General features: G+C 68.1%; 14 protein-coding genes. 10 read left to right on the forward strand and 4 right to left on the reverse strand.

Annotated features, from left to right (window positions below; translation table 11 throughout):
* The first annotated feature begins 167 nt into the window (after positions 1-167).
* Positions 168-2288: a TonB-dependent receptor gene (locus tag AC2YHT_RS19290; protein ID WP_487291533.1), complete on the forward strand. Its 2121-nt coding sequence runs from the start codon at positions 168-170 to the stop codon at positions 2286-2288.
* Positions 2289-2514: 226 nt separating this feature from the next.
* Here the strand turns inward: AC2YHT_RS19290 and AC2YHT_RS19295 are convergent, their stop codons facing one another.
* The 4 genes from AC2YHT_RS19295 to AC2YHT_RS19310 form a co-directional block, all read right to left on the reverse strand.
* Positions 2515-3525, reverse strand: coding sequence for an aldo/keto reductase (locus AC2YHT_RS19295; protein ID WP_487291534.1), 1011 nt, complete (start codon positions 3523-3525; stop codon positions 2515-2517).
* 24 nt (positions 3526-3549) lie between these two features.
* On the reverse strand, positions 3550-4713 hold the full coding sequence (locus AC2YHT_RS19300; RefSeq protein ID WP_487291535.1) for a lactonase family protein: 1164 nt from the start codon (positions 4711-4713) through the stop codon (positions 3550-3552).
* 69 nt (positions 4714-4782) lie between these two features.
* Positions 4783-5232 (reverse strand): dienelactone hydrolase family protein, encoded by a 450-nt coding sequence (locus AC2YHT_RS19305; protein ID WP_487291536.1) that lies wholly within the window; start codon positions 5230-5232, stop codon positions 4783-4785.
* Between the two features lie 84 nt (positions 5233-5316).
* Positions 5317-6549, reverse strand: a complete 1233-nt coding sequence (locus AC2YHT_RS19310) for a LysR family transcriptional regulator (protein ID WP_487291537.1) — start codon at positions 6547-6549, stop codon at positions 5317-5319.
* A gap of 490 nt (positions 6550-7039) precedes the next feature.
* Here AC2YHT_RS19310 and AC2YHT_RS19315 point away from each other — a divergent pair, with 490 nt between their 5' ends.
* From AC2YHT_RS19315 to AC2YHT_RS19355, 9 genes are all read left to right on the forward strand, one after another.
* A complete protein-coding gene (locus AC2YHT_RS19315) occupies positions 7040-8011 on the forward strand; it encodes an ABC transporter substrate-binding protein (RefSeq protein WP_487291538.1) in 972 nt (323 codons plus the stop codon).
* Positions 8012-8031: 20 nt separating this feature from the next.
* Positions 8032-9057 (forward strand): amidohydrolase family protein, encoded by a 1026-nt coding sequence (locus tag AC2YHT_RS19320; protein WP_110118528.1) that lies wholly within the window; start codon positions 8032-8034, stop codon positions 9055-9057.
* Between the two features lie 201 nt (positions 9058-9258).
* Positions 9259-10110: an amidohydrolase family protein gene (locus AC2YHT_RS19325; RefSeq protein ID WP_487291539.1), complete on the forward strand. Its 852-nt coding sequence runs from the start codon at positions 9259-9261 to the stop codon at positions 10108-10110.
* Positions 10111-10135: 25 nt separating this feature from the next.
* On the forward strand, positions 10136-11437 hold the full coding sequence (locus AC2YHT_RS19330) for an MFS transporter (RefSeq protein WP_487291540.1): 1302 nt from the start codon (positions 10136-10138) through the stop codon (positions 11435-11437).
* A gap of 96 nt (positions 11438-11533) precedes the next feature.
* Positions 11534-12547: a DODA-type extradiol aromatic ring-opening family dioxygenase gene (locus AC2YHT_RS19335; RefSeq protein WP_487291541.1), complete on the forward strand. Its 1014-nt coding sequence runs from the start codon at positions 11534-11536 to the stop codon at positions 12545-12547.
* Between the two features lie 159 nt (positions 12548-12706).
* Positions 12707-13564, forward strand: coding sequence for an HpcH/HpaI aldolase family protein (locus tag AC2YHT_RS19340; RefSeq protein WP_487291542.1), 858 nt, complete (start codon positions 12707-12709; stop codon positions 13562-13564).
* A 141-nt stretch (positions 13565-13705) separates the two neighbouring features.
* Positions 13706-15247 carry an acetolactate synthase large subunit gene (locus AC2YHT_RS19345; RefSeq protein WP_487291543.1) on the forward strand — a complete coding sequence of 514 codons (1542 nt, stop codon included), beginning with the start codon at positions 13706-13708 and terminating at the stop codon, positions 15245-15247.
* A 24-nt stretch (positions 15248-15271) separates the two neighbouring features.
* Positions 15272-16171, forward strand: a complete 900-nt coding sequence (locus AC2YHT_RS19350) for a substrate-binding domain-containing protein (protein WP_487291544.1) — start codon at positions 15272-15274, stop codon at positions 16169-16171.
* A gap of 259 nt (positions 16172-16430) precedes the next feature.
* A complete protein-coding gene (locus AC2YHT_RS19355; protein ID WP_487291545.1) occupies positions 16431-19283 on the forward strand; it encodes a TonB-dependent receptor plug domain-containing protein in 2853 nt (950 codons plus the stop codon).
* Positions 19284-19574 lie beyond the last annotated feature (291 nt).

Raw genomic sequence — 19574 nt, forward strand, 5'->3', positions numbered from 1 at the left:
GCTTCGCGTCTTGATCTCTGGCGATCCTCCGAGGGCTCGGACCCCGCGAAATTCAGGTCGGCGACCGGTCGTGTGCGGGGCCGTCGATCCAAGAACCAATCAACGACCCCAGTCCAAAGAGGCGGGGCGATGACATATGAGGGAGGTTACGAATGAGGGGTCAAACCATGCCCGGACGTCGCCCGCTGAAGGCCGCGCTGCTCGCCGGGGTCGGCATCGCGATCGGCTGGAGCGCCGTCGCCAACGCCCAGGCCGCCGGCCAGGCGCCGGTCGAGCCCGCCGCGCTGGAAGAGGTGGTGGTCACCGCCCAGAAGCGCAGCGAAAACGTCCAGAACATTCCGGTGGCCGTCACGGCCATCAGCGCCGACAGCCTGGAGAAGCAGGCCGCGCCGAACCTGCAGGCGCTGCAAGGCTCGGCTCCCAACGTCGAGATCAATTCCAGCAACGCCGCCACCGGCGTCGCCATCCGCGGCATCTTCAGCACCAATGACGGCCCGCAGGGCGACCCTGCCGTCGCCTATCACATCGACGGCGTCTATCTGGGCCGGCCGCAATCGACCGGCGGGCTGATCTACGACATCCAGCAGGTCGAAGTGCTGCGCGGCCCGCAAGGCACGCTCTACGGCCGCAACGCCACCGCCGGCGCCATCAACGTCATCTCGGCCCGTCCGCGCTTCGACTTCGAGGCCGCCCTTGGCGCCGAGTACGGCTCCTACAATCAGGTCGGCGTCAGCGGCATGGCCAACCTGCCGCTCAGCGACAAGGTCGCCGCCCGGGTCGCCATGCGCACCCTGAAGCGCGACGGCTACGCGGCCGACGGCAAGAGCGAGGATCAGGATTCCCGCGCCTTCCGCGGCCAACTGCTGGTCAAGCCGACCGACGACCTGTCGATCCTGCTGGGCGCCGACTACGACCTGCGCACGGGCGTGGGTCCGGCGGCCTACAAGCTGAACGTGGCCGGCGTGGATCCGCGCTCGACCAACACCACCAACCCGGGCGCCCACATCGACAACCGCAACTGGGGCGTCCACAGCGAGATCACCTGGGACTTCGGCCCGGCGACCCTGACGGTGCTGCCGGCCTATCATGAGATGAAGCTGGACAACCTCTACGCCAGCGACCGCCGCATCCAGCTGAACCAGGAAGCCAAGCAGCAGTCGGTGGAAGTGCGCCTGGCCTCGCCCGGCGACCAGACCGTGTCGTGGATCCTCGGCGCCTACTACTGGGGCGAGGCCCAGAGTTCCTACCAGGTGCTGCTGGCGCCGCCGACCCAGGTCACCTTCGGCTATCCGGACATCGACGCCTTCTCGCGCGCCCTGTTCGGCCAGGCCACCTGGCATGTCACCGACAAGCTGCGCCTGACCGGCGGCCTGCGCTACACCAACGACCAGAAGAAGCAGACCGGCAGCACCCAGGTGCGCAACGCCGCGGGCGTGCTGCTGTCCAACATCACCAACTCCGCCAACGCCGAGTGGAAGGCCACCAACTGGAAGGCCTCGGCCGAGTACCAGCTGGCCGAGCGCTCGCTGATCTATGTCACCGCCGCGACCGGCTACAAGGCCGGCGGCAACTACGACGGCCTGCCGCCCAACTCCTACGAGCCCGAGAAGGTGCTGTCGTTCGAGGCGGGGTCGAAGAACCGCCTGTTCAGCAACGCGCTGCAGCTGAACCTCACGGCCTTCCACTACGGCTACAAGAACTACCAGGCCAGCCAGCTGGGTTGTCTGAACCTGCCGTCCAACCTGGCGGCCTGCACCGCCTCGGGCCGGATCACCTACAACGCCGACAAGGCGACGGTGTACGGCCTGGAGCTGGAATCGCAGTGGGCCATCAGCTCCGCCGACCGTCTCGGCGTGGTCGCGGCCCTGACCCATTCGGAGTTCAACGACTTCGTACTGCCGGTCACGCCCTATTCGTCGGGCGGCGACTTCTCGGGCAATCCGCTGCCCAAGTCGCCGAAGTCGACGGTGACCGTCGACTACTCGCACCGCTTCGACCTGCCCAACGGCGGCAGCCTGACGGCGGCGGCCCGGGCCCGGTTCGTCAGCAAACAGTACCTGCTGTTCGACATCCGCAGCCCGATCATCCGCCAGGACGCCTACACGACCGGCGACCTGAACCTGAGCTACGACTCGCCGGAAGGCGTGTGGTCGGTCACGGCTTACGCCAACAACATCACCGACGAACTGGTGAAGTCCTACGCCTTCGCCACCTCGACCGCCGGCGTCTACTACGGCTCCTACCTGCCGCCCCGCACCTACGGCCTGCGGGTGGGCGCGAAGTTCTAGCGCAAGGCCTCGCCGGAGGCGCCTGGGCGCTTCCGGCCGCTTTTTCGAGAATGCAGAAAGGGCGAAGCCATCGCGGCTTCGCCCTTTTCTCATTCGGCTTCCACCAACCGCCGAGCATCCCCGCGAAGGCGGGGATCCAAGCCGAGTCCATGAGCGGCAAGGCGTCTGCAGGTCGTCCTGAGAGCCTGCTTGGACCCCCGCCTTCGCGGGGGACTGTCGGTAAAAGCTAAGCCAGCACCTCGTCCGGCAGCAGCTCGGTGTCGATCTGCGCCTGGGCCTCGGCCGGATAGCGCGGGCCATGCACGGCGTCGCCGGCGAACAGGGCGTCGATGCGCGCGACCACATCGGCCGAAAGCGTCACGTCCGCCGCGCTCAGGTTCTCCTCCAGGTGCGCCACGCTCGTGGTCCCGGGGATCGGCACGACATGCTCGCCGCGCGCCAGGGTCCAGGCCAGCGACAGCTGGGCCGGCGTCAGGCCGAGCTCCGTCGCCAGGGCGTCGAAGGCCCTCACGGCGCCCAGGTTGTGGGCCAGGTTCGGTTCGACGAAGCGCGGCATCCAGGCGCGGATGTCGCCCTTGGCGTAGGCCGCGCTGGTCACGCCGCCGGCTAGCAAGCCGCGCGCGACCGGCGAGAAGGCCACGAAGGCGACGCCGAGGCGCTTGCAGGCCTCCAGCACCGCCACCTCGGGATTGCGCACCATCGGCGAATACTCGCTCTGCATGGCGGCGACCGGATGGACGGCGTGGGCCCGCTCCAGCGTGGCGGCCGACATCTCCGACAGGCCGATCGCCCGGATCTTGCCGGCCTCGACCGCGCGCGACAGGGCGCCGACCGAGGCCTCGATCGGCACGTTCCGATCCAGGCGGTGCAGGTAGAAGAGGTCGATGTGATCGACGCCCAGCCGTTGCAGCGAACGGTCCAGGCTGGCGGTGATCGCCTCGGGCGAGCCGTCCAGCACCCGTCTGGCGCCGTCCATGTCGAGCACGCACTTGCTGGCCAGCACGTATTCGTCCCGGCGATGGCCGACCGCGCGGCCGACCAGCTTCTCGTTGTTCCCGCCGCCGTAGAGGGCGGCGGTGTCCAGCAGGGTGACGCCCAGGTCCAGCGCCCGGTTCAGCAGCCGCTCGCCATCCTCGGCTGGCGGCGGCGCGCCGTAGGCGTGGCTGAGGTTCATGCAGCCCAGGCCGATCGGGGCGACCTCGAACGGGCCGATCTTGCGGTTAGGGGAAGCTTTCACAGGATGTCCGTCGATGGGCGCGACCTAGCGGGCGGCCAGGAACGCGAGGCTGGTGGGCTTGCCGACCGGCAGGGACTGGTCGGTGGGGGCGAGAAGACCTGAGGCCGGGTCTCGCGCCAGGACGGTCACCGTATTCGAGCCCTGATTGGCCGCCAACAGCCAGCGGCCGGTCTGGTCGATTCCGAAGCTCCACGGCGTCTGGCCGCCCGAAGCGATGCGCTGGATCTCGGTCAGGGCGCCGGTGCGCGGATCGACGGCGAAGGCGACGATGACGTTCTCCACCCGCACCGAGGCGTAGACGAAGCGGCCGTCGCGGCTGACGGCGATCTCGGCCCCGCTGGCCTTCGGGGTTTCGGACAGCGGCGGCGTCGCATGCGTCGGCGTCAGGCGGCCCTTGTGAGCGTCCCAGGCGTAGGTGCGAAGTTGCGGGACCAGTTCGCTGATCAGGAACACGAAGCGGCCGCCCGGATGGAAGGCCAGGTGACGCGGTCCCGAGCCTGGCGGCAGGGCGAGGCTGCCCGTGCTCGCCGGTCCCAGCCGCCGAGCGCGACGGTCGTAGGGATAGATGAACACCCGGTCGGCCCCGAGGTCGGCGACCAGCGCGAAGCGGCCCGACGGATCGACGACCGAGCCGTGGGCGTGCGGACCCTTCTGGCGCGGCGAAGGGCCGGAGCCCTGGTCGGCCTGCGCCGAGGCCGGCGGCTCCAGCCCGCCATCGGGGCGGACGGGCAGGGCGGCGACATGGCCCGAGGCGTAGTTGGCGACCAGCAGACCCTTGGCCGCCGCATCGAGCGCCAGGTGGGTCGGCCCGCCGCCGCCTGAGTCCACCGCCGAGATCGGGTTCAGCCGACCCGTGGCCGGATCGGCGCGCAGGGCGTGGACCTTGCCCTGCACCTGGCCGTCGGCGGCGCCGGTCTCGCTGACGGCGTAGAGCAACGGACGCGAGGGATGGGCCAGCACCCAGGTCGGGCGGGCGATCTCGGCCACGACGCCGAGTGGCGTCAGTCGGCCGGTCTTCGCATCCAGCCGCGCGGCGACCACGCCCTGGCCGGCCTCGTTGGCCTGGGTCCCGACATAGACCAGCGTCTCGGTCGGCGGCGCGGCGCGCGCGGCCCCGGCCGTCAGCAGCGACAGGGCGCCGGCGCCGACCGCTCGGCGGGTCGGCGTGCGATGTGGGGAACCGGTCATGCTTTTCCTTCGTCCGGCTTTAACGGGGCGGGTCGCGCCGGGCTTTGCGAACCGGCGCGCTTTTCGGGATCAGGGGTCGACCCGCAGTTCGACGCCGGCTTCCACCAGCGCCTCTTGCAGGCGGGTCGTCTGGTCGCCCGCGCCATGGACGGCGGCCTTGCCGTCCTTCAGGTGCAGGAAGGGAACCTCCCCGGTAGACGGATCCAAGACGTTGTTCAGCAGCCCGACGCCGATCATCGCCGCGTTGTAGAGCTGGCCAAGCCAAGCGCCGCCCTGACTTTGCAACGCGGCGGGGCTGGACCACACGAACGGTTGGGCGGCGTTCGTCGCCGGTTCCGGCGTCAGCACCGCATATCCGGACGACGCCAGTCGTTCGGCGATCTCCTGCGCTCGGGGCGCGCCGTCCGGCTCGCCCACGTGGAGGAACACCCCGGGCCAAGGGCCTTCGCCGGCGGGCGTGTGGAGGAAGGCTGGGTGCGGGCCGTCGGCCGTTTCGAGTTCCACGGTCTGGATGGGCATGTTCGAAGTGTCCCGGATTACCTGTGCGGTCGTCGATGCTAGCCGCCTTCAGTCAAGCTGGCGACGAAAGGGGCGGAAGGACCGTCAGCCGGCGTGCCGCACCAGGGTCGGGGTCGTGGTGTCGGCGGTGTGGCGGCGCAGCAGGTCGATGAACTCCTGGTGCAGGGCCGTCGGCAGCCAGCCGGCCCGCATGGTCACCCCGATGGCCGGCGCCGGTCCGGCGGGGCCGAAGGGCAGGGCGGTCAGGTCGCTTTCGTGCATCACCTCGTACGAGGTCATCAGCGCCAGGCGGTCGCTGCGTAGCAAGAGGTGGCGGACGATCGGCAGGGCGCTGGTGGCGATCGAGGTCTTGGGCCCGGGGCCGCCCTCGAACATCCGCTCGAAACAGGCCCGGCGGCTGGAGCCGGGCGTGCCAACCACCCAGTCGTATTGCAGCAGGTCCTCGAGCCGGATCTCGCCCTGCCGCGCCAGCTTGTGGCCGCGGCGGGCGACGACGGTGTAGGGCGTGCGGGCCAGGGCCTCGTTGACCAGGTCGTCGGCCGTGGTCTCCTGCACCAGGCCGATGACGAAATCGACCTCGCCGTCCCTCAAGCGCTTCAGCATCTCCGAAGCGCTTTCGTTGACGATCTTGACGTCGACCTTGGGGTTGGCCTGCACGAAGGCGTCGAGCACCGAGGCCAGCAGCATGCTGCCGCCGAACGGCATGGCCCCGATGGCGATCTGGCTGGCGACGCTGCCGCGCGCGGCCTCGATCTCCTGGATGCCCCACTCGATCTCCTGGGTGGCCAGCTTGATCCGACGGCCGAACTCCACCCCGGCCGGCGTCACCATCACGCCGGCGGCGGTGCGGTAGTAGATCGACTTCTTGAGGTTGCCCTCCAGGTCGCGCGCCGCCCGTTGCAGCGAGGCCTGCGACAGCTCCAGAGACTGCGCCGCCTGGGCGAAGGAGCCGCTCTCGACGATGGCGATCAGGCTGCGGGCCTGGGAGCGGGAAATGCGCTTGGCGATCACCGGCGCGGTGTCTTCCGGCACGCCCAGGATCGTCAGCGCCTGCTCGAACTGCTCGAACAGGCGGGTGGTGCGGCGGTGGAAGATCTCGCCCAGCTCGTTGAGGTAGCTGCCGCTGGCGCGGCGCTCCAAGAGGACGGCGCCGATCTGCTGTTCCAGCTTGGCCAGGGCCTGGGTCACGGCGGGCTGGGAGAGATTGCACTCCTCCGAAGCCCTGCGGACGCTGCAAAGCCGCCCGACGCTTTCGAACAGCTTCAGCTGGCGAAAGCTCAGCGACGCGGCCCTGTGTTCAGGATCCATGTCGATCATTTTTCTTCCTCCGATCGCCAACGGGTAACAGGAATCAATCGGGGTGCAAGTCGGGCGGGAAGGGGTCGAATACGGTCGGTTTGGGCGCCGATCCGGCCGCGATGACGCCTTTGAAGACCTCCATCTCACGAGCGAAAACAGCGAAAAACATCGGAAATTTCGCAATCATTCCGGGCTCTTGGCCAGAGCGTTTGGTTGCGGTCGAAACGCGTGCGTTTGCGCCGATGTGGAGCTCTGGGGTGATAAGAAACCCGTCTTCAGACGCACGATCTATGATGCCGTGCGGCGCAAAACTTATCACCCGTCGCGCCGAACCTATCGCGGGCCTCGCACGCCGCCGATAGGAAATGGAGCGCGCCCTGAAGGTTTCGCGGTGCGTCGGTTGCGATCGTTCGAGCGTCAACGCCTCTGTCGGTGCGAACGGGGACGACGCCTGGTCCGATGACCGCCGGCCATTCCCCGGATACAGACAGATCCAAGGAGAGGAACTTTGGCCGGGAAGAAGGTGCCCCTTAAGATCGCCGTGGCGGAACATCCGCACACGTCGGCCATCCGCGACGGCTCGATCCCCATCGAGGGCGTCGAGGCCGAGATCATCACCGTCAAGCCGCAGATCGGGGCGTTCCGGCGGATGGTGCGCGACGTCGAGTTCGACGTCTGCGAGATCGCGCCCACGACCTACATCATCGCGCGGGCCTATGGCGCGCCGTTCAAGGCGCTGCCGATCTTCGTGGTCCGCCGCTTCCACCACTCGGGGATGCTGATCCGCCCCGACGCCGGCATCGTCACGGCCAAGGACCTGGAAGGCAAGAAGGTCGGGGTGCGCGCCTACTCCGTCACCACCGGCGTCTGGCTGCGCCAGGCCCTGATGGACGACTGCGGCCTGGATCCCTCGAAGGTCACCTGGGTGGTCGACGACGAGGAGCACGTCCGTGAGCTGAAGCTGCCGGGGAACGTCATCCACGCCACCCGCCCGCTGGCCGACATGATGGCCGACGGCGAGCTGTCGGCCGGCGTCGAAGGCGCGGCCGGCATCGGTCGCACCGGCGCCCCGACCGGCGGCTGGCAGGAGGTCGAGGCCGACTATCCGGACCTGCTGCCCAACGCCGCCGAGCTGGAGGCCGACTACTTCCACCGCACCGGCGTCTATCCGATGCACGGCACCATCGTGGTCAAGGACTCGGTGCTGGAAGAGCATCCGTGGGTGGCCCAGTCGCTGTACAAGGCCTTCAAGCAGGCCAAGGACGAGTGGCTGGAGCGCGTGCGCGCCGACGGCCCGCAGAACGCCACCGAGAAGAAATACGTCAAGCTGACCGAAATCGTTGGTCCCGACCCGCTGCCCTACGGCATCGAGGCCAATCGTCCGACCATCGAGGCGCTCGAGCGCACCGCCTTCGCCCAGGGGCTCACCCCCAAGCGGATGAGCATCGACGACCTGTTCGTCGATCCGGACAAGCAGTGAGCGTTGGGGAAGACACGACCATGATCATCGATTGCCACGGCCACTTCACCACCGTTCCGAAGTCGTTCCGCGACTGGCGCCAGCGCCAGGTCGACGCCGCTGACAGCCCGTCCACCGCGCCGCCCGTCTCCGAGGCTCACGTCAGCGACGACGAGATCCGCGAAGGCGTCGGCAACGGCCAGCTGAAGCTGCAGCAGGAGCGGGGCAGCGACGTCACCCTGTTCTCGCCGATCGCCGGCCTGATGAGCCACCATCTCGGCAATGAGCGCACCAGCCTGCAATGGGCCGAGGTCTCCAACAACCTGGTCAAGCGGGTGACCGAGATCTATCCGGACAACTTCGTACCGGTCTGTCAGCTGCCGCAGTCGCCCGGCGCGCCGCCGGCCAATTCGATCCCCGAACTGCGCCGCTGCGTCGAGGAACTGGGCTTTGTCGGCGCCAACGTGAACCCTGACCCGACCGGCGGCTATTGGACCGGCAAGCCGCTGACCGACCGCGAGTGGTATCCGCTGTTCGAGGCCCTGTGCGATCTGGACGTGCCGGCCATGGTGCACGTGGCCGCCTCGTGCAATCCGAACTTCCACGGCACCGGCGCCCACTACCTGAACGCCGACACCTCGGTGTTCATGCAGATCCTGCAGAGCGACCTCTTCAAGGATTTCCCGACCCTGCGCCTGGTGATCCCGCACGGCGGCGGCGCGGTGCCCTATCACTGGGGTCGCTATCGCGGCATGTCGCTGGAGATGGCCAACCGGCCGCTGGAAGGCCTGCTGGACAACATCTTCTTCGACAGCTGCGTCTACCACCACCCGGGGGTCGACCTGCTGACCAAGGTCATCCCATCGAAGAACGTGCTGTTCGGTTCGGAGATGATCGGCGCTGTCCGCGGCAAGGATCCAGACACCGGCCACTACTTCGACGACACCAAGCGCTATGTCGACGCCTGCGTGGGCCTGACCGACGAGGACCGCTTCAACATCTACGAAGGCAACGCCCGTCGGGTCTATCCGCGTCTCGACGCCCACCTGAAGGCGCAGGGCAAATAGGCTAAGATATCAAGGCGCTAGGAGGGCGCGGTGCGGGCGATCCGCGCCGCGCCCTTTGTCGTTCCGACGGGCTTTCGGAGCGGCCCGAAACTTATACCTCGCCGCATAGCTTCGACTGCTCCCAGCCTGCGATCTCGCGTTCCATGGCCCTCGAAACAACGGCGGCGAACAACCCGCCGGAGGCCAGTCTAGGGAGCGCTTATGTCCTCGGTGATCGACATCCATCCGCACGTGATTTCGGATGACGAGGGCCGTTATCCGCCGGCGCCGCTGTTCGGCAAGCGCTCGGACTGGTCGCAGGAGCGGCCCTGCGTCGTCGAGACCCTGATCGCGGCCATGGACGAGGCGGGCGTGGCCAAGGCGGCCGTCGTGCACTCCTCCACCACCTACGGCTTCGACAACAGCTACGTCGTCGACGCCTGCAATCGGTACGCGGACCGGCTGATCGCCGTCGGCTCGGTCGACGTGCGTGCGCCTGACGCTGTCGAGACTATCAAGGCCTGGACCGACAAGGGCCTGGCCGGCCTGCGCATCTTCACCGGCGGCAGCACCAAGGATTTCGACCCCACCGAACTGGAGGACGAAAGCGCCTATCCGGCCTGGGAGCTGCTCGGTGAGCTGGGCCTGACCATGTGCATCCAGACCGGTCCCGTCGGCCTGCCGCAGGTGCGGGCCTTGGCCGAGCGCTTTCCGAACGTGCCGATCATCCTCGACCACCTGGGCCGCCCGGAGGTCGCCGACGGCCCTCCCTATGCGGCCGCCCAGAGCCTGTTCGACCTGGCCGACCTGCCGTCGATCTACATGAAGCTCACCCCGCGGATCATGGGCGACAGCACCAAGGGCTCGGCCACGCCGGAGACCTGGTTCCCCAAGCTGGTCAAAGTGTTCGGCGCGAACCGCCTGGCCTGGGGCTCCAATTTCCCGACCTCGCCGGGGACGCTGTCGGAGATCCTCGACACCGCCCGCCAGCGCCTGGCCACGCTTTCGCCGGCCGACCAGGAATGGGTCTTCGGCAAAACCGCCCAGACGCTGTATCCGAAGCTGGGCGCATAAGATGACAAATGCTCGGGAGGAAAACATGGCCAGCATCGATCCGGCCGCGACGGCCGCCCATGCCGCCACCAAGGCGGTCGAGAACGCCGCCTGGAAGCGGTGGGCGATCCTCGCGCTGCTGGCCGCCGGAGCGCTGATCGCCTTCGTCGACCGCACCAGCATCTCGTCGGCCCTGGCGGTGCCGTCGTTCAAGGCGCACTTCCATCTCTCCAACCTCGACCGGGGCTGGATCAACTCGGCGTTCTTCTGGTCGTACGCGGCCCTGCAGATCCCGATGGGGTGGGTGGTCGACCGCTACGGCGTGAAGGTGCCCTACACGATCTGCTTCGTGCTCTGGTGCCTCGCTTCGGCCCTGACCGGCCTGACGACCACCCTGGCGGCCCTGATCGTCATGCGCCTGATCGTCGGCGCTGCCGAGGCGGTGGTAGTTCCGGCTAGCTACCGCTGGATCCGCAACAACTTCCATGAGGGGCAGAGCGGCACGGCCGTGGGCCTCTACATGCTGGGCAACAAGTTCGGCCCGGCCATCGGCGCGCCGGTCGCCGCCTGGCTGATCGTCGCCTACGACTGGCGCGCCATGTTCGTGATCACCGGCGCGGTCGGCCTGTTGTGGCTCGTGCCGTGGCTGTTCGGGGTCAAGAACGACCTGCCGGCCAAGAGCGACATGGTCGCCGTGCGGGCCAAGGCCTCGGCCGTGCCGCTGAAGAACATCCTGGCCAGCCCGCTCGTCTGGGGCACGCTGGTGGTCAACTTCTGCTACAACTACTTCACCTTCTACTGCATGACCTGGATGCCGGCCTATTTGGTCGAGCATCGCGGCCTGACGCTGGAGAAGATGGGGCTCTATTCCTTCTTCAGTTTCGCCGGCATCGCCATCGTGGCGCTGGTCGCCGGCTGGACGGCCGACAAGTTGATTGCCCGGGGCGGCGACGCCGTGGTGGTGCGCAAGAGCTTCGTGGTCGCCGGCTTCCTGGTCGCTTCGACGGTGATCCTGGGCGCCAAGACCGAGAACACGGCCCTGGCCCTGTTCTGGAACGTGTTCTCGCTGTCGGGCCTCGGTCTGGCCACCGCCAACAACCTGGCCCTCTGCCGCCTGACCCTGATCCCCAAGCCCGCCGTCGGCGTGGTCACGGGCATCCAGCAGGTCGCCGTCAGCCTCGCCGGCATGGTCGCGCCGATCCTGTCGGGCTGGCTGCTCGACGTCAGCGGCGGCTACGCCGTGCCGATGTACGTGATCTTCGCCTTCCTGCTGCTGGGCGCCCTGACGACCCTGTTCGTCCTGCGCCGCGACTGGGCCCCGAAAGTGCCCGAGGGCGTGGTGGTCTGATCCGAATATCCCGGCGTGAAGCGATCACGCCGGGCCTGAAACGAATTGGCGAGTCTGGGGCGCGAGCCCTAGGCCTCGCCGATCAAGGAGACGCGTATGGCCAAGATCGTATTTGGCATGGCTGTGCCGCACAGCGGCATGCTGGGGCAGGCCCCCGAGGACTGGCTGACCAACGGCGAGCGGGACCGCAAGAACCCCGAGCTGTGGTTCCGCAACCGCACCTGGACCTATCCCGAACTGGAAGCCCACCGCGAGGCCGCCTTCGAACCGTTCCTGACGATCGAGGAGCGCACCGAGCGCGCCGGCCGCTGCCGCGCCGCGCTCGACAAGATGGCGCAGGCCTATGGTCGGGCCAAGATCGATGTCGCCATCGTGCTGGGCAAGGACCAGAAGGAGATCTGGCCCGACCAGTCGCCGTCGATCACCATCTACACCGGCGAAGACGTCCACAACGGCCCGCCCCAGCGCCCCGTCTACGCGCCCGACCACCACGTGGTGCACAAGGCCTATCCCGAGCTGGCGACCTATCTGATCAAGGCCTTCCAGAAGGAGGGCTTCGACCTCAACGACCTGCAGGCCTGGCCCGACAACGTCTGGATGGAGCAGCGCCAGGGCATGAAGCCGGACTATCCGGTGGTGCCGCACGCCTACAGCTTCGTCTATCACCAGATCATGGGCGACCAGCCGCCGCCGCACGTGCCGGTGCTGTTCAACCTGTTCTATCCGCCGACCCAGCCGTCGATGAGCCGCTGCATCGAGTTCGGCCGCGTGCTGCGCGAGGCGATCGAGGCCTGGCCGGCCGACGTGCGCGTGGCGATCATCGCTTCGGGCGGGCTGTCGCACTTCGTCAACGACGAGGAGTTCGACCGCGACGTCATGGGCAAGCTGGCGGCCTACGACTACGACGGCCTCGCCGCGATCCCCGACGGCTACTACCAGTCGGGCACTTCCGAGGTGAAGATCTACAGCATCGTCATGATGGCCCTGCAGCAGACCGGCGCGAAGATGACCCTGGTCGACTACGTGCCCTGCTGGCGCACCGCCGCCGGCACCGGCGAGGGCATGGGCTTCATGTACTGGAATCCCGAGGAGGCCGCCGTCTCCGCCTGATCTCTCCCGATCCTCTTCTCGAAGCGCATGAGGACGACTCGCGCGCGGGGGCTTGACCGGCTCCCGCGCGCTTTTTCTATCGGCGGGGAAGGTTCATCGATCAGGGCGAGACGGCCGCGCGGGTCTAGCTCAGTCGGACAGAAACCACGGGGAAGAACCATGACCGACACCCGCCTGAACGGCGTCATCCGCGCCTGGGAAGCCGGCAAGCCCGCCTTCACCTGCTTCGCCAAGGCCGACAAGCAGAGCGCCATCGACCTCTCGGACTCGCCCTATGACGGCCTGGTGTTCGAGATGGAGCACAATCCGTGGGACATGGCCGCCCTCGGCGATTCCCTGCAGTACCTGCTGAATCGCAAGCAGATCCATTCGGCGCCCACCCTGGCCCCGCAGGTCACCCCGATCGTCCGCGTGCCGGCCAACGGCGTCGAGATGAACCAGGCCTACGCCAAGCAGGCGCTCGACCGCGGCGTCTACGGCGTGATCTGGCCGCATATCAACGACGTGGCCCAGGCCTACAACGCCGTCGCCTCGTGCCGCTACGCCCGCCCCAGGAACGCCCCGCTGTACGAGCCGCGCGGCGTGCGCGGCGATGGTCCCGCCACCGCCGCCCGCTACTGGGGCCTGTCGATGGCCGACTACTACGCCAAGGCCGACGTCTGGCCGCTGGCCCCGCAGGGCGAGCTGCTGGTCGGGCTGATGATCGAGAGCGTCAAGGGCGTCGAAAACCTCGACGAGATCCTGAAAGAGGTGCCCGGCATCGGCTTCGTGCTGATCGGGGAGGGCGACCTTTCCCAGGAGATGGGCTTCCCGCGCCAGTACGACCATCCCGACGTGCGCGACGCCATGAAGAAGGTTGCCGAGACCTGCGTGCGCCACGGCGTGCCGGTCGGCAACCCGCACACCAACGCCGGCAATCTCGAGCGCCTGCTGTCGGAAGGCTATCGCTGGCTGATGGCCGCCCCGCAGCGCTCCTACGGCGTGGTCGGCAAGGGCAAGGAACTGGCCGGCTACTGACGTCCGGAAAACATCCCAAGGGCCGGAAATCTATCGCTTTCCGGCCCGATTGGATTGGAGGCCGCCCCCTCCGCCGTGGTCTCAACTTCCCATGATCGAACAACACCCGGCCGCGTAATCGCCGGGGAACGGGGAGTGACCATGAACGGCGCCGAAAGCCTTGTGAACACGCTGGCCGACCAGGGCGTCGAGGTCTGCTTCGCCAATCCCGGCACCTCGGAAATGCACTTCCTGGCGGCGCTGGAAAATCCCCGCATCCGCAGCGTCCTTTGCCTGTTCGAAGGCGTGGCCACCGGCGCCGCCGACGGCTGGGCCCGGATGAAGGACAAGCCGGCTTCCACCCTGCTGCACCTGGGGCCGGGCCTCGCCAACGGCCTGGCCAACATCCACAACGCCAAGCGCGCCGGCGTCGGCATGGTCAACATCATCGGCGAGCACGCCGCCTCGCACCTGAAGTACGACGCGCCCCTGACTTCCGACATCCAGGGGCTGGCCCGGCCGCTGTGCCACTGGGTGCGCACGACCGACAGCTCGGAGTCCATCGCCACCGATACCGCCGCCGCCGTCGCCAAGGCCAATGAAGGCCTGGTCTCGGCCCTGATCCTGCCCGGCGACGCCAGCTGGGGCGAGGCGGGCGATGTGCCCCAGCTCCCCAAGCGCGAGCCGACCCGCCGCGCGCCGCCGGCCGACAAGGTCGAGCACATCGCCAAGGTCCTGCGCTCGGGCGAGCCGACCCTGATCATCTTCGGCGGCAAGTCCATGCGCGGGAAGTCGCTGGACCTCGCCGGCCGTGTCGCCGCCAATACCGGCTGCCGCATCGCCACCCAGTTCTTCAGCGTCCGCATCGAGCGAGGCGCTGGCCGCACGCCGCTGGAGCGCATTCCCTATGCCGTCAACCAGGCCGTGGCCTTCCTCAGCGCCTTCAAGCACATCGTCACGGTCGAGACCGACGAGCCGATCGCCTTCTTCAGCTATCCCGACAAGCCCAGCGTGCTGAAGCCCGCCGGCTGCCAGGTGCACGAGCTGGTCGCCAAGGACGAGGACAGCGTCCTCGGGCTTGAAATGCTGGCCGAGGCTCTCGGCGCGCTGAAGGCCGATCCCGTGCTGCAGGCGCGCTCGGAGCAGGCGGCCCCGCAGGGCGCGCTGAACCCCGTCAGCATCGCCCATGCCCTCAGCTACGCCATGCCCGAGAACTGCATCCTCGTGGACGAGTCCCTGACCACCGGCCGGGAGTCGATGGGCCTGACCGCCGGGGCGCGGCCGCACGACACCATCCAGAACATGGGCGGCTCGATCGGCTACGGCACGCCGGTGGCGACGGGGGCGGCCATGGCCTGTCCGGATCGCCGGACCTTCTGCATGGTGGGCGACGGCAGCGCCATGTACACGATCCAGTCGCTGTGGACCCAGGCCCGCGAAGGCCTGCCGGTGACGACGATCATCTTCGCCAACAACAGCTACGCCATCCTCAAGGCCGAATATTCGAACATGGGCGCGGGCGCCGCGCCGGGGCCGCGCGCCCTGTCGATGATCGACATCGGCAACCCTACCATCGACTGGGTCGCCATGGCCAAGAGCATGGGCGTGCCGGCGGTCAGCGTCGAGACGGCGGAAGACTTCACCCAGGCCATGATCAACTCCACCCGCGAGGCGGGCCCGGTGCTGATCGAAGTCAAACTCTAAGAACGAACCGGGAGGGACCGCGTCATGAGCGACGTTGCGGCCGAAGTGCTGACTCTGAAGACCAACCTGGCCGACTATCCGGTGACCAAGGCCATGAAGGACGGCCGGGTGACGTCCGACATCGTCACCCTGGACTTCTGCGGCCCCGAACAGGCCCACAACGGCTTCAAGGACATGGTCCGCCGCAACCAGTACGACGCCGGCGAACTGGCGATCGTCACCTACCTGCAGGCCAAGTGCTACGGGAAGCCCTACGTGCTGCTGCCGGCCCCGATCTCGGGCCGCTTCCAGCACCACTGCGCCGGCTTCAACAAGGAGCTCGGCCACCTCGACCCCAAGGACATCGAGGGCAGGGAAGTGGGCGTGCGCACCTACGCCCAGACCACGGGCCTGTGGATCCGCGGCGTGCTCCAGCACGAATACGGCGTCGATCTCGACAAGGTCACCTGGCGCACCACCGGCGACGGCCACCTGGAGGAATACAGCGATCCGGCCAACTGCGTGCGCCTGCCCAAGGGCTCGGACATCGGCCAGATGATGCTGGACGGGCAGTTGGCCGCCACCCTGCAAGGCGTCGACCTTCCCAAGGATCCGCGCGTGCAGTACCTGGTGCCGGACCCGTTCAACGCCGCCAAGGCCTGGTTCGAGCGCGAGCAGGTCGTGCCGATCAACCACATCTTCGTGGTCCACGAGGATGTCGCCAGGCAGCGTCCTGACGTGGTCCGCGAGATCTACCGGATGATCGTCGAGAGCCGCGCCCTGACCGAGGGCGGCCCGCCGGCCGTCTATCCGCCGTTCGGCCTGGAGGCCAACCGCAAGGGCCTGCAGCTGGCCATCGACTGGGCCTTCGACCAGAAGATCATCCCGCGCAAGCTGTCGGTCGACGAACTGTTCGACGACCTCACCGCCAGCCTCGGCGCCTGATCCAGATCATCTCGGTTTCTTCGACGCCGGCGCGTCTGGACCTCGCGGTCCGGACGCGCCAGCGTTCGTCGTTGTGAAGTCGTCACAAAATATTTCTTGAGATTCCGGCCGGTCGCGGCGGCGAAAAATGAATAGGCCTGTCCGGTAAAGCAATCATCGGGCGAGGCGAAGGCGCGTCATCCTCCTGACGCTGCGTCAATGAACGCGGCGAACCATAAGAACAGGCCGACCGGGCAGCGGATACGGCGTGGAGGGAACGATGAAGAACCTCGGAAGGACCGCCGTCTTTCTGGCCGGGGCCAGCGCGCTCGCGCTCGCCACCTCGGCCTTCGCCCAGACCAATCCGCCAGAAACCCCGCCCGCCGGCGACACCGTCGAGACCACGGTCGACGCCGTGGTCGTCACCGGCTCGCGCGTGATCCGCAACGGCGACGCCAGCCCGTCGCCCGTCACCGTCGTCCAGACCGACGACGTGCTGCGCGCCGCGCCCGGAAGTCTGGCCGAGGCTCTGAACGTCCTGCCGGTGTTCGCCGGCTCGCGCGGGGCGGGGGTCAATCCCACCTCGACCGGCAGCGTCGGGGCCGGCAACGCCTCGGCCAACCAGCTGAACCTGCGCAACATCGGCGCCAATCGCACCCTGATCCTGCTGGACGGCCTGCGCGTGCCGCCGACCTTGCTGAACGGCGTCGTCGATGTGGATCTGATCCCGCAGATGCTGGTCCAGCGTGTCGACACCGTCACCGGCGGCGTCTCTGCGGTCTATGGCTCCGACGCCGTCACCGGCGTCGTGAACTACATCGTCGACAAGAAGTTCGAGGGCCTGAAGATGTTGGCCCAGACCGGGATCTCCCAGCAGGGCGACGGCGAGAAGGTCGATGTCGGCCTCGCCGCCGGAACCCGCTTCGCCGGCGGCCGCGGCCATGTGGAGGCCAGCTACGAGTATCGCGACGAGAAGGGTATCGCCTACCGCTCCGACCGCGACTGGATGAACGTCTGGGGCGTGGCCGGGGCCGGCACGGCGGCCAATCCCTATGTGCTCTACAGCGACCTGCGCCAGGCCGGCTTTCCGTTCGGCGGCCTGATCACCAGCGGCGCGCTGTCGGGCCAGACCTTCGCCACGAACGGAACCCTGCGGGCCTTCGTTCCGGGCACGGCAACCGGTTCGTCGGCCCTCCAGGTCGGCGGCGACGGCGGCTATTACGACTCCTCGCTGCTGGCGCCGATGAAGGGCCACCAGCTGTTCGGCCGCGTCGACTACGACCTCACCGACACCATCCACGGCTATCTGCAGGTCGGCGGCAACCTCAAGACCAACGCCAACTATTCCGACTACGTCCGGCTTACCAACGTCACGCTCAGCTCGACCAACGCCTTCCTGGCGCCGACCTACCAGGCGCAGCTGGCCGGCGCGAACCAGTCGACCTTCCGGCTCAGCGAACTGATGAGCAGCGGCGGGCGGCTGGAGGCGCGCTCGAAGTCACGGCAGTGGATCTACATGGGCGGGCTGAACGGTTCGCTCGGCGACTACAAGTGGGGCGTCGACTTCACCCACGGCCAGACGCGCCTGGGCACGACCCTGGCCAACAACCTCAACAACCAGCGCCTGGCCGCCGCCCTCGACGCCGTCGTCGATCCGTCCAGCGGCAAGATCGTCTGCAACATCGCCCTGACCAATCCGAGCCTGGCCCAGGGCTGCGCGCCGCTGAACGTCTTCGGCCCCACCGCCGCCAGCGCCGAGGCCATCGACTACGTCTTCCAGGAGACCCACTACACGGCCCGCACGGTGATGGACTCGGTGTCGGGCCATATCGACGGCTCGCCGTTCAGCACCTGGGCCGGCCCCGTGGGCCTGGCTTTGTCGGGCGAGTGGCGCAAGCTGAGCTTCGAGTCCTCCAGCGACGCTCTGCCATCCGACGTCGTGAACTGCACGGGCATCCGCTACAACTGCACCGCCGGTTCGGCCCTGTGGACCCAGACCTTCGCCAGCAGCCCCAAGGTCAGCCAGACCGTCAAGGAGGCCGCGCTCGAAGCCGACGTGCCGTTGGTCAAGGACCTGCCCCTGATGCGCGCGCTCAGCATCAACGGCGCGGCCCGCTTCACCAGCTACGACACCAGCGGCGACTACTGGACCTGGAAGCTGGGCCTCGACTGGCGTCTGAACGACACCGTGCGCCTGCGCGGCACCCGCTCGCGCGACATCCGCGCGCCGACGCTCTACGAGCTGTTCGCCCCGGTCAATTCGGTGCCGGTCAGCACCCAGGATCTGCTGACGACCCTCAGCCCGACCGTGGCCTCGGTCGATCTCTCCAACCCCGACCTCAAGGCCGAGATCGGCGACACCGCCACGCTCGGCGTGGTCTGGAGCCCGATCCCGCGCTTTTCGGTGGCGCTGGACGCCTACCACATCACCGTCAAGGACGCGGTCACCCAGGTGAACGGCGCCACGGCCGCCTATCAGCGCGCCTGCTACGATAGCGGCGGGACCTCGCCGTTCTGCGCCTTGCAGGACCGCCTCAACGGCTATGCCGACAAGAGCGCCTCCAACGTCGTGCAGCGCTGGTACACCAAGTACTACAACATCGCCCAGGTCGAGACCTGGGGCGCGGACCTGGAGGTCAACTACGCCACGACGGCCTTCGAGCGGCCCGCCTCGCTGCGGTTCCTGGCGGCCTTCCAGCCGCACGTCTACTACCGCCAGCCGGGGGTCACGACCACCGACCAGGGCGGCGTCGCCTTCGGTCCGCTGGGAGCTGCCGCCGGCCCGTCGCTGCGCCTGACGGCGCTGGCCCGCTTCCAGCCGCTGGAGAACCTGACGGTCGACGTCATGCAGCGCTGGCGTGACGACATGAAGCTGGGCGGCGACCCGTCGCAGATCTGGGCGAACAACAAGATCGCGTCCTTCGCCACCACCAGCCTGACCCTGACCTATCAGGCCGACACCCGGGCGGGGCGGACGGACTTCTTCTTCAACGTCCAGAACCTGTTCGACGCAGATCCGCCGCCCGGGGCCTACGCCCTCAACGGTACGCGGGCGGGCCTGCGCGACGGCTACGCCATCGGCGACGACGTCATGGGCCGCTACTTCACGATCGGCGCGGGGCTGAAGATGTAGCGATGAGCGGAAACGGCCGGAGAGCGTCTCCGGCCGTTTCACGTCGTGGTCTATGGCGAGAGGTCAGCCGACCGGATGGCCCTCGAACCAGAAGGCGGCCGAGGTCAGCATCAGCGTCCAAGCGGACGCCGGGCGCGCGGCTTGCGGGCGAGGGGGCTTCTGCGTCGGCGAGCGCGTGGAAACCGAGGCGCGCGGCGCCGTCGCGGCAATTGACCTGGACACTTCCAACCCTCGTATTTTTCGCGAGTAGGCGCGGAAGGCGCGGGCGAAGCAACGGGGCGGGCCGGTGAG

It is taken from the genome of Caulobacter sp. SRI_008, from assembly GCF_057586355.1.

Excerpts from the sequence above, each read along its gene's own strand:
- AC2YHT_RS19305 (WP_487291536.1), bottom strand. The coding sequence starts at position 5,232 with ATGCCCATCCAGACCGTGGAACTCGAAACGGCCGACGGCCCGCACCCA.
- AC2YHT_RS19325 (WP_487291539.1), top strand. The coding sequence starts at position 9,259 with ATGTCCTCGGTGATCGACATCCATCCGCACGTGATTTCGGATGACGAG.
- AC2YHT_RS19345 (WP_487291543.1), top strand. The coding sequence starts at position 13,706 with ATGAACGGCGCCGAAAGCCTTGTGAACACGCTGGCCGACCAGGGCGTC.
- AC2YHT_RS19310 (WP_487291537.1), bottom strand. The coding sequence starts at position 6,549 with ATGATCGACATGGATCCTGAACACAGGGCCGCGTCGCTGAGCTTTCGC.
- AC2YHT_RS19330 (WP_487291540.1), top strand. The coding sequence starts at position 10,136 with ATGGCCAGCATCGATCCGGCCGCGACGGCCGCCCATGCCGCCACCAAG.
- AC2YHT_RS19340 (WP_487291542.1), top strand. The coding sequence starts at position 12,707 with ATGACCGACACCCGCCTGAACGGCGTCATCCGCGCCTGGGAAGCCGGC.
- AC2YHT_RS19355 (WP_487291545.1), top strand. The coding sequence starts at position 16,431 with ATGAAGAACCTCGGAAGGACCGCCGTCTTTCTGGCCGGGGCCAGCGCG.
- AC2YHT_RS19320 (WP_110118528.1), top strand. The coding sequence starts at position 8,032 with ATGATCATCGATTGCCACGGCCACTTCACCACCGTTCCGAAGTCGTTC.
- AC2YHT_RS19335 (WP_487291541.1), top strand. The coding sequence starts at position 11,534 with ATGGCCAAGATCGTATTTGGCATGGCTGTGCCGCACAGCGGCATGCTG.
- AC2YHT_RS19300 (WP_487291535.1), bottom strand. The coding sequence starts at position 4,713 with ATGACCGGTTCCCCACATCGCACGCCGACCCGCCGAGCGGTCGGCGCC.
- AC2YHT_RS19350 (WP_487291544.1), top strand. The coding sequence starts at position 15,272 with ATGAGCGACGTTGCGGCCGAAGTGCTGACTCTGAAGACCAACCTGGCC.
- AC2YHT_RS19290 (WP_487291533.1), top strand. The coding sequence starts at position 168 with ATGCCCGGACGTCGCCCGCTGAAGGCCGCGCTGCTCGCCGGGGTCGGC.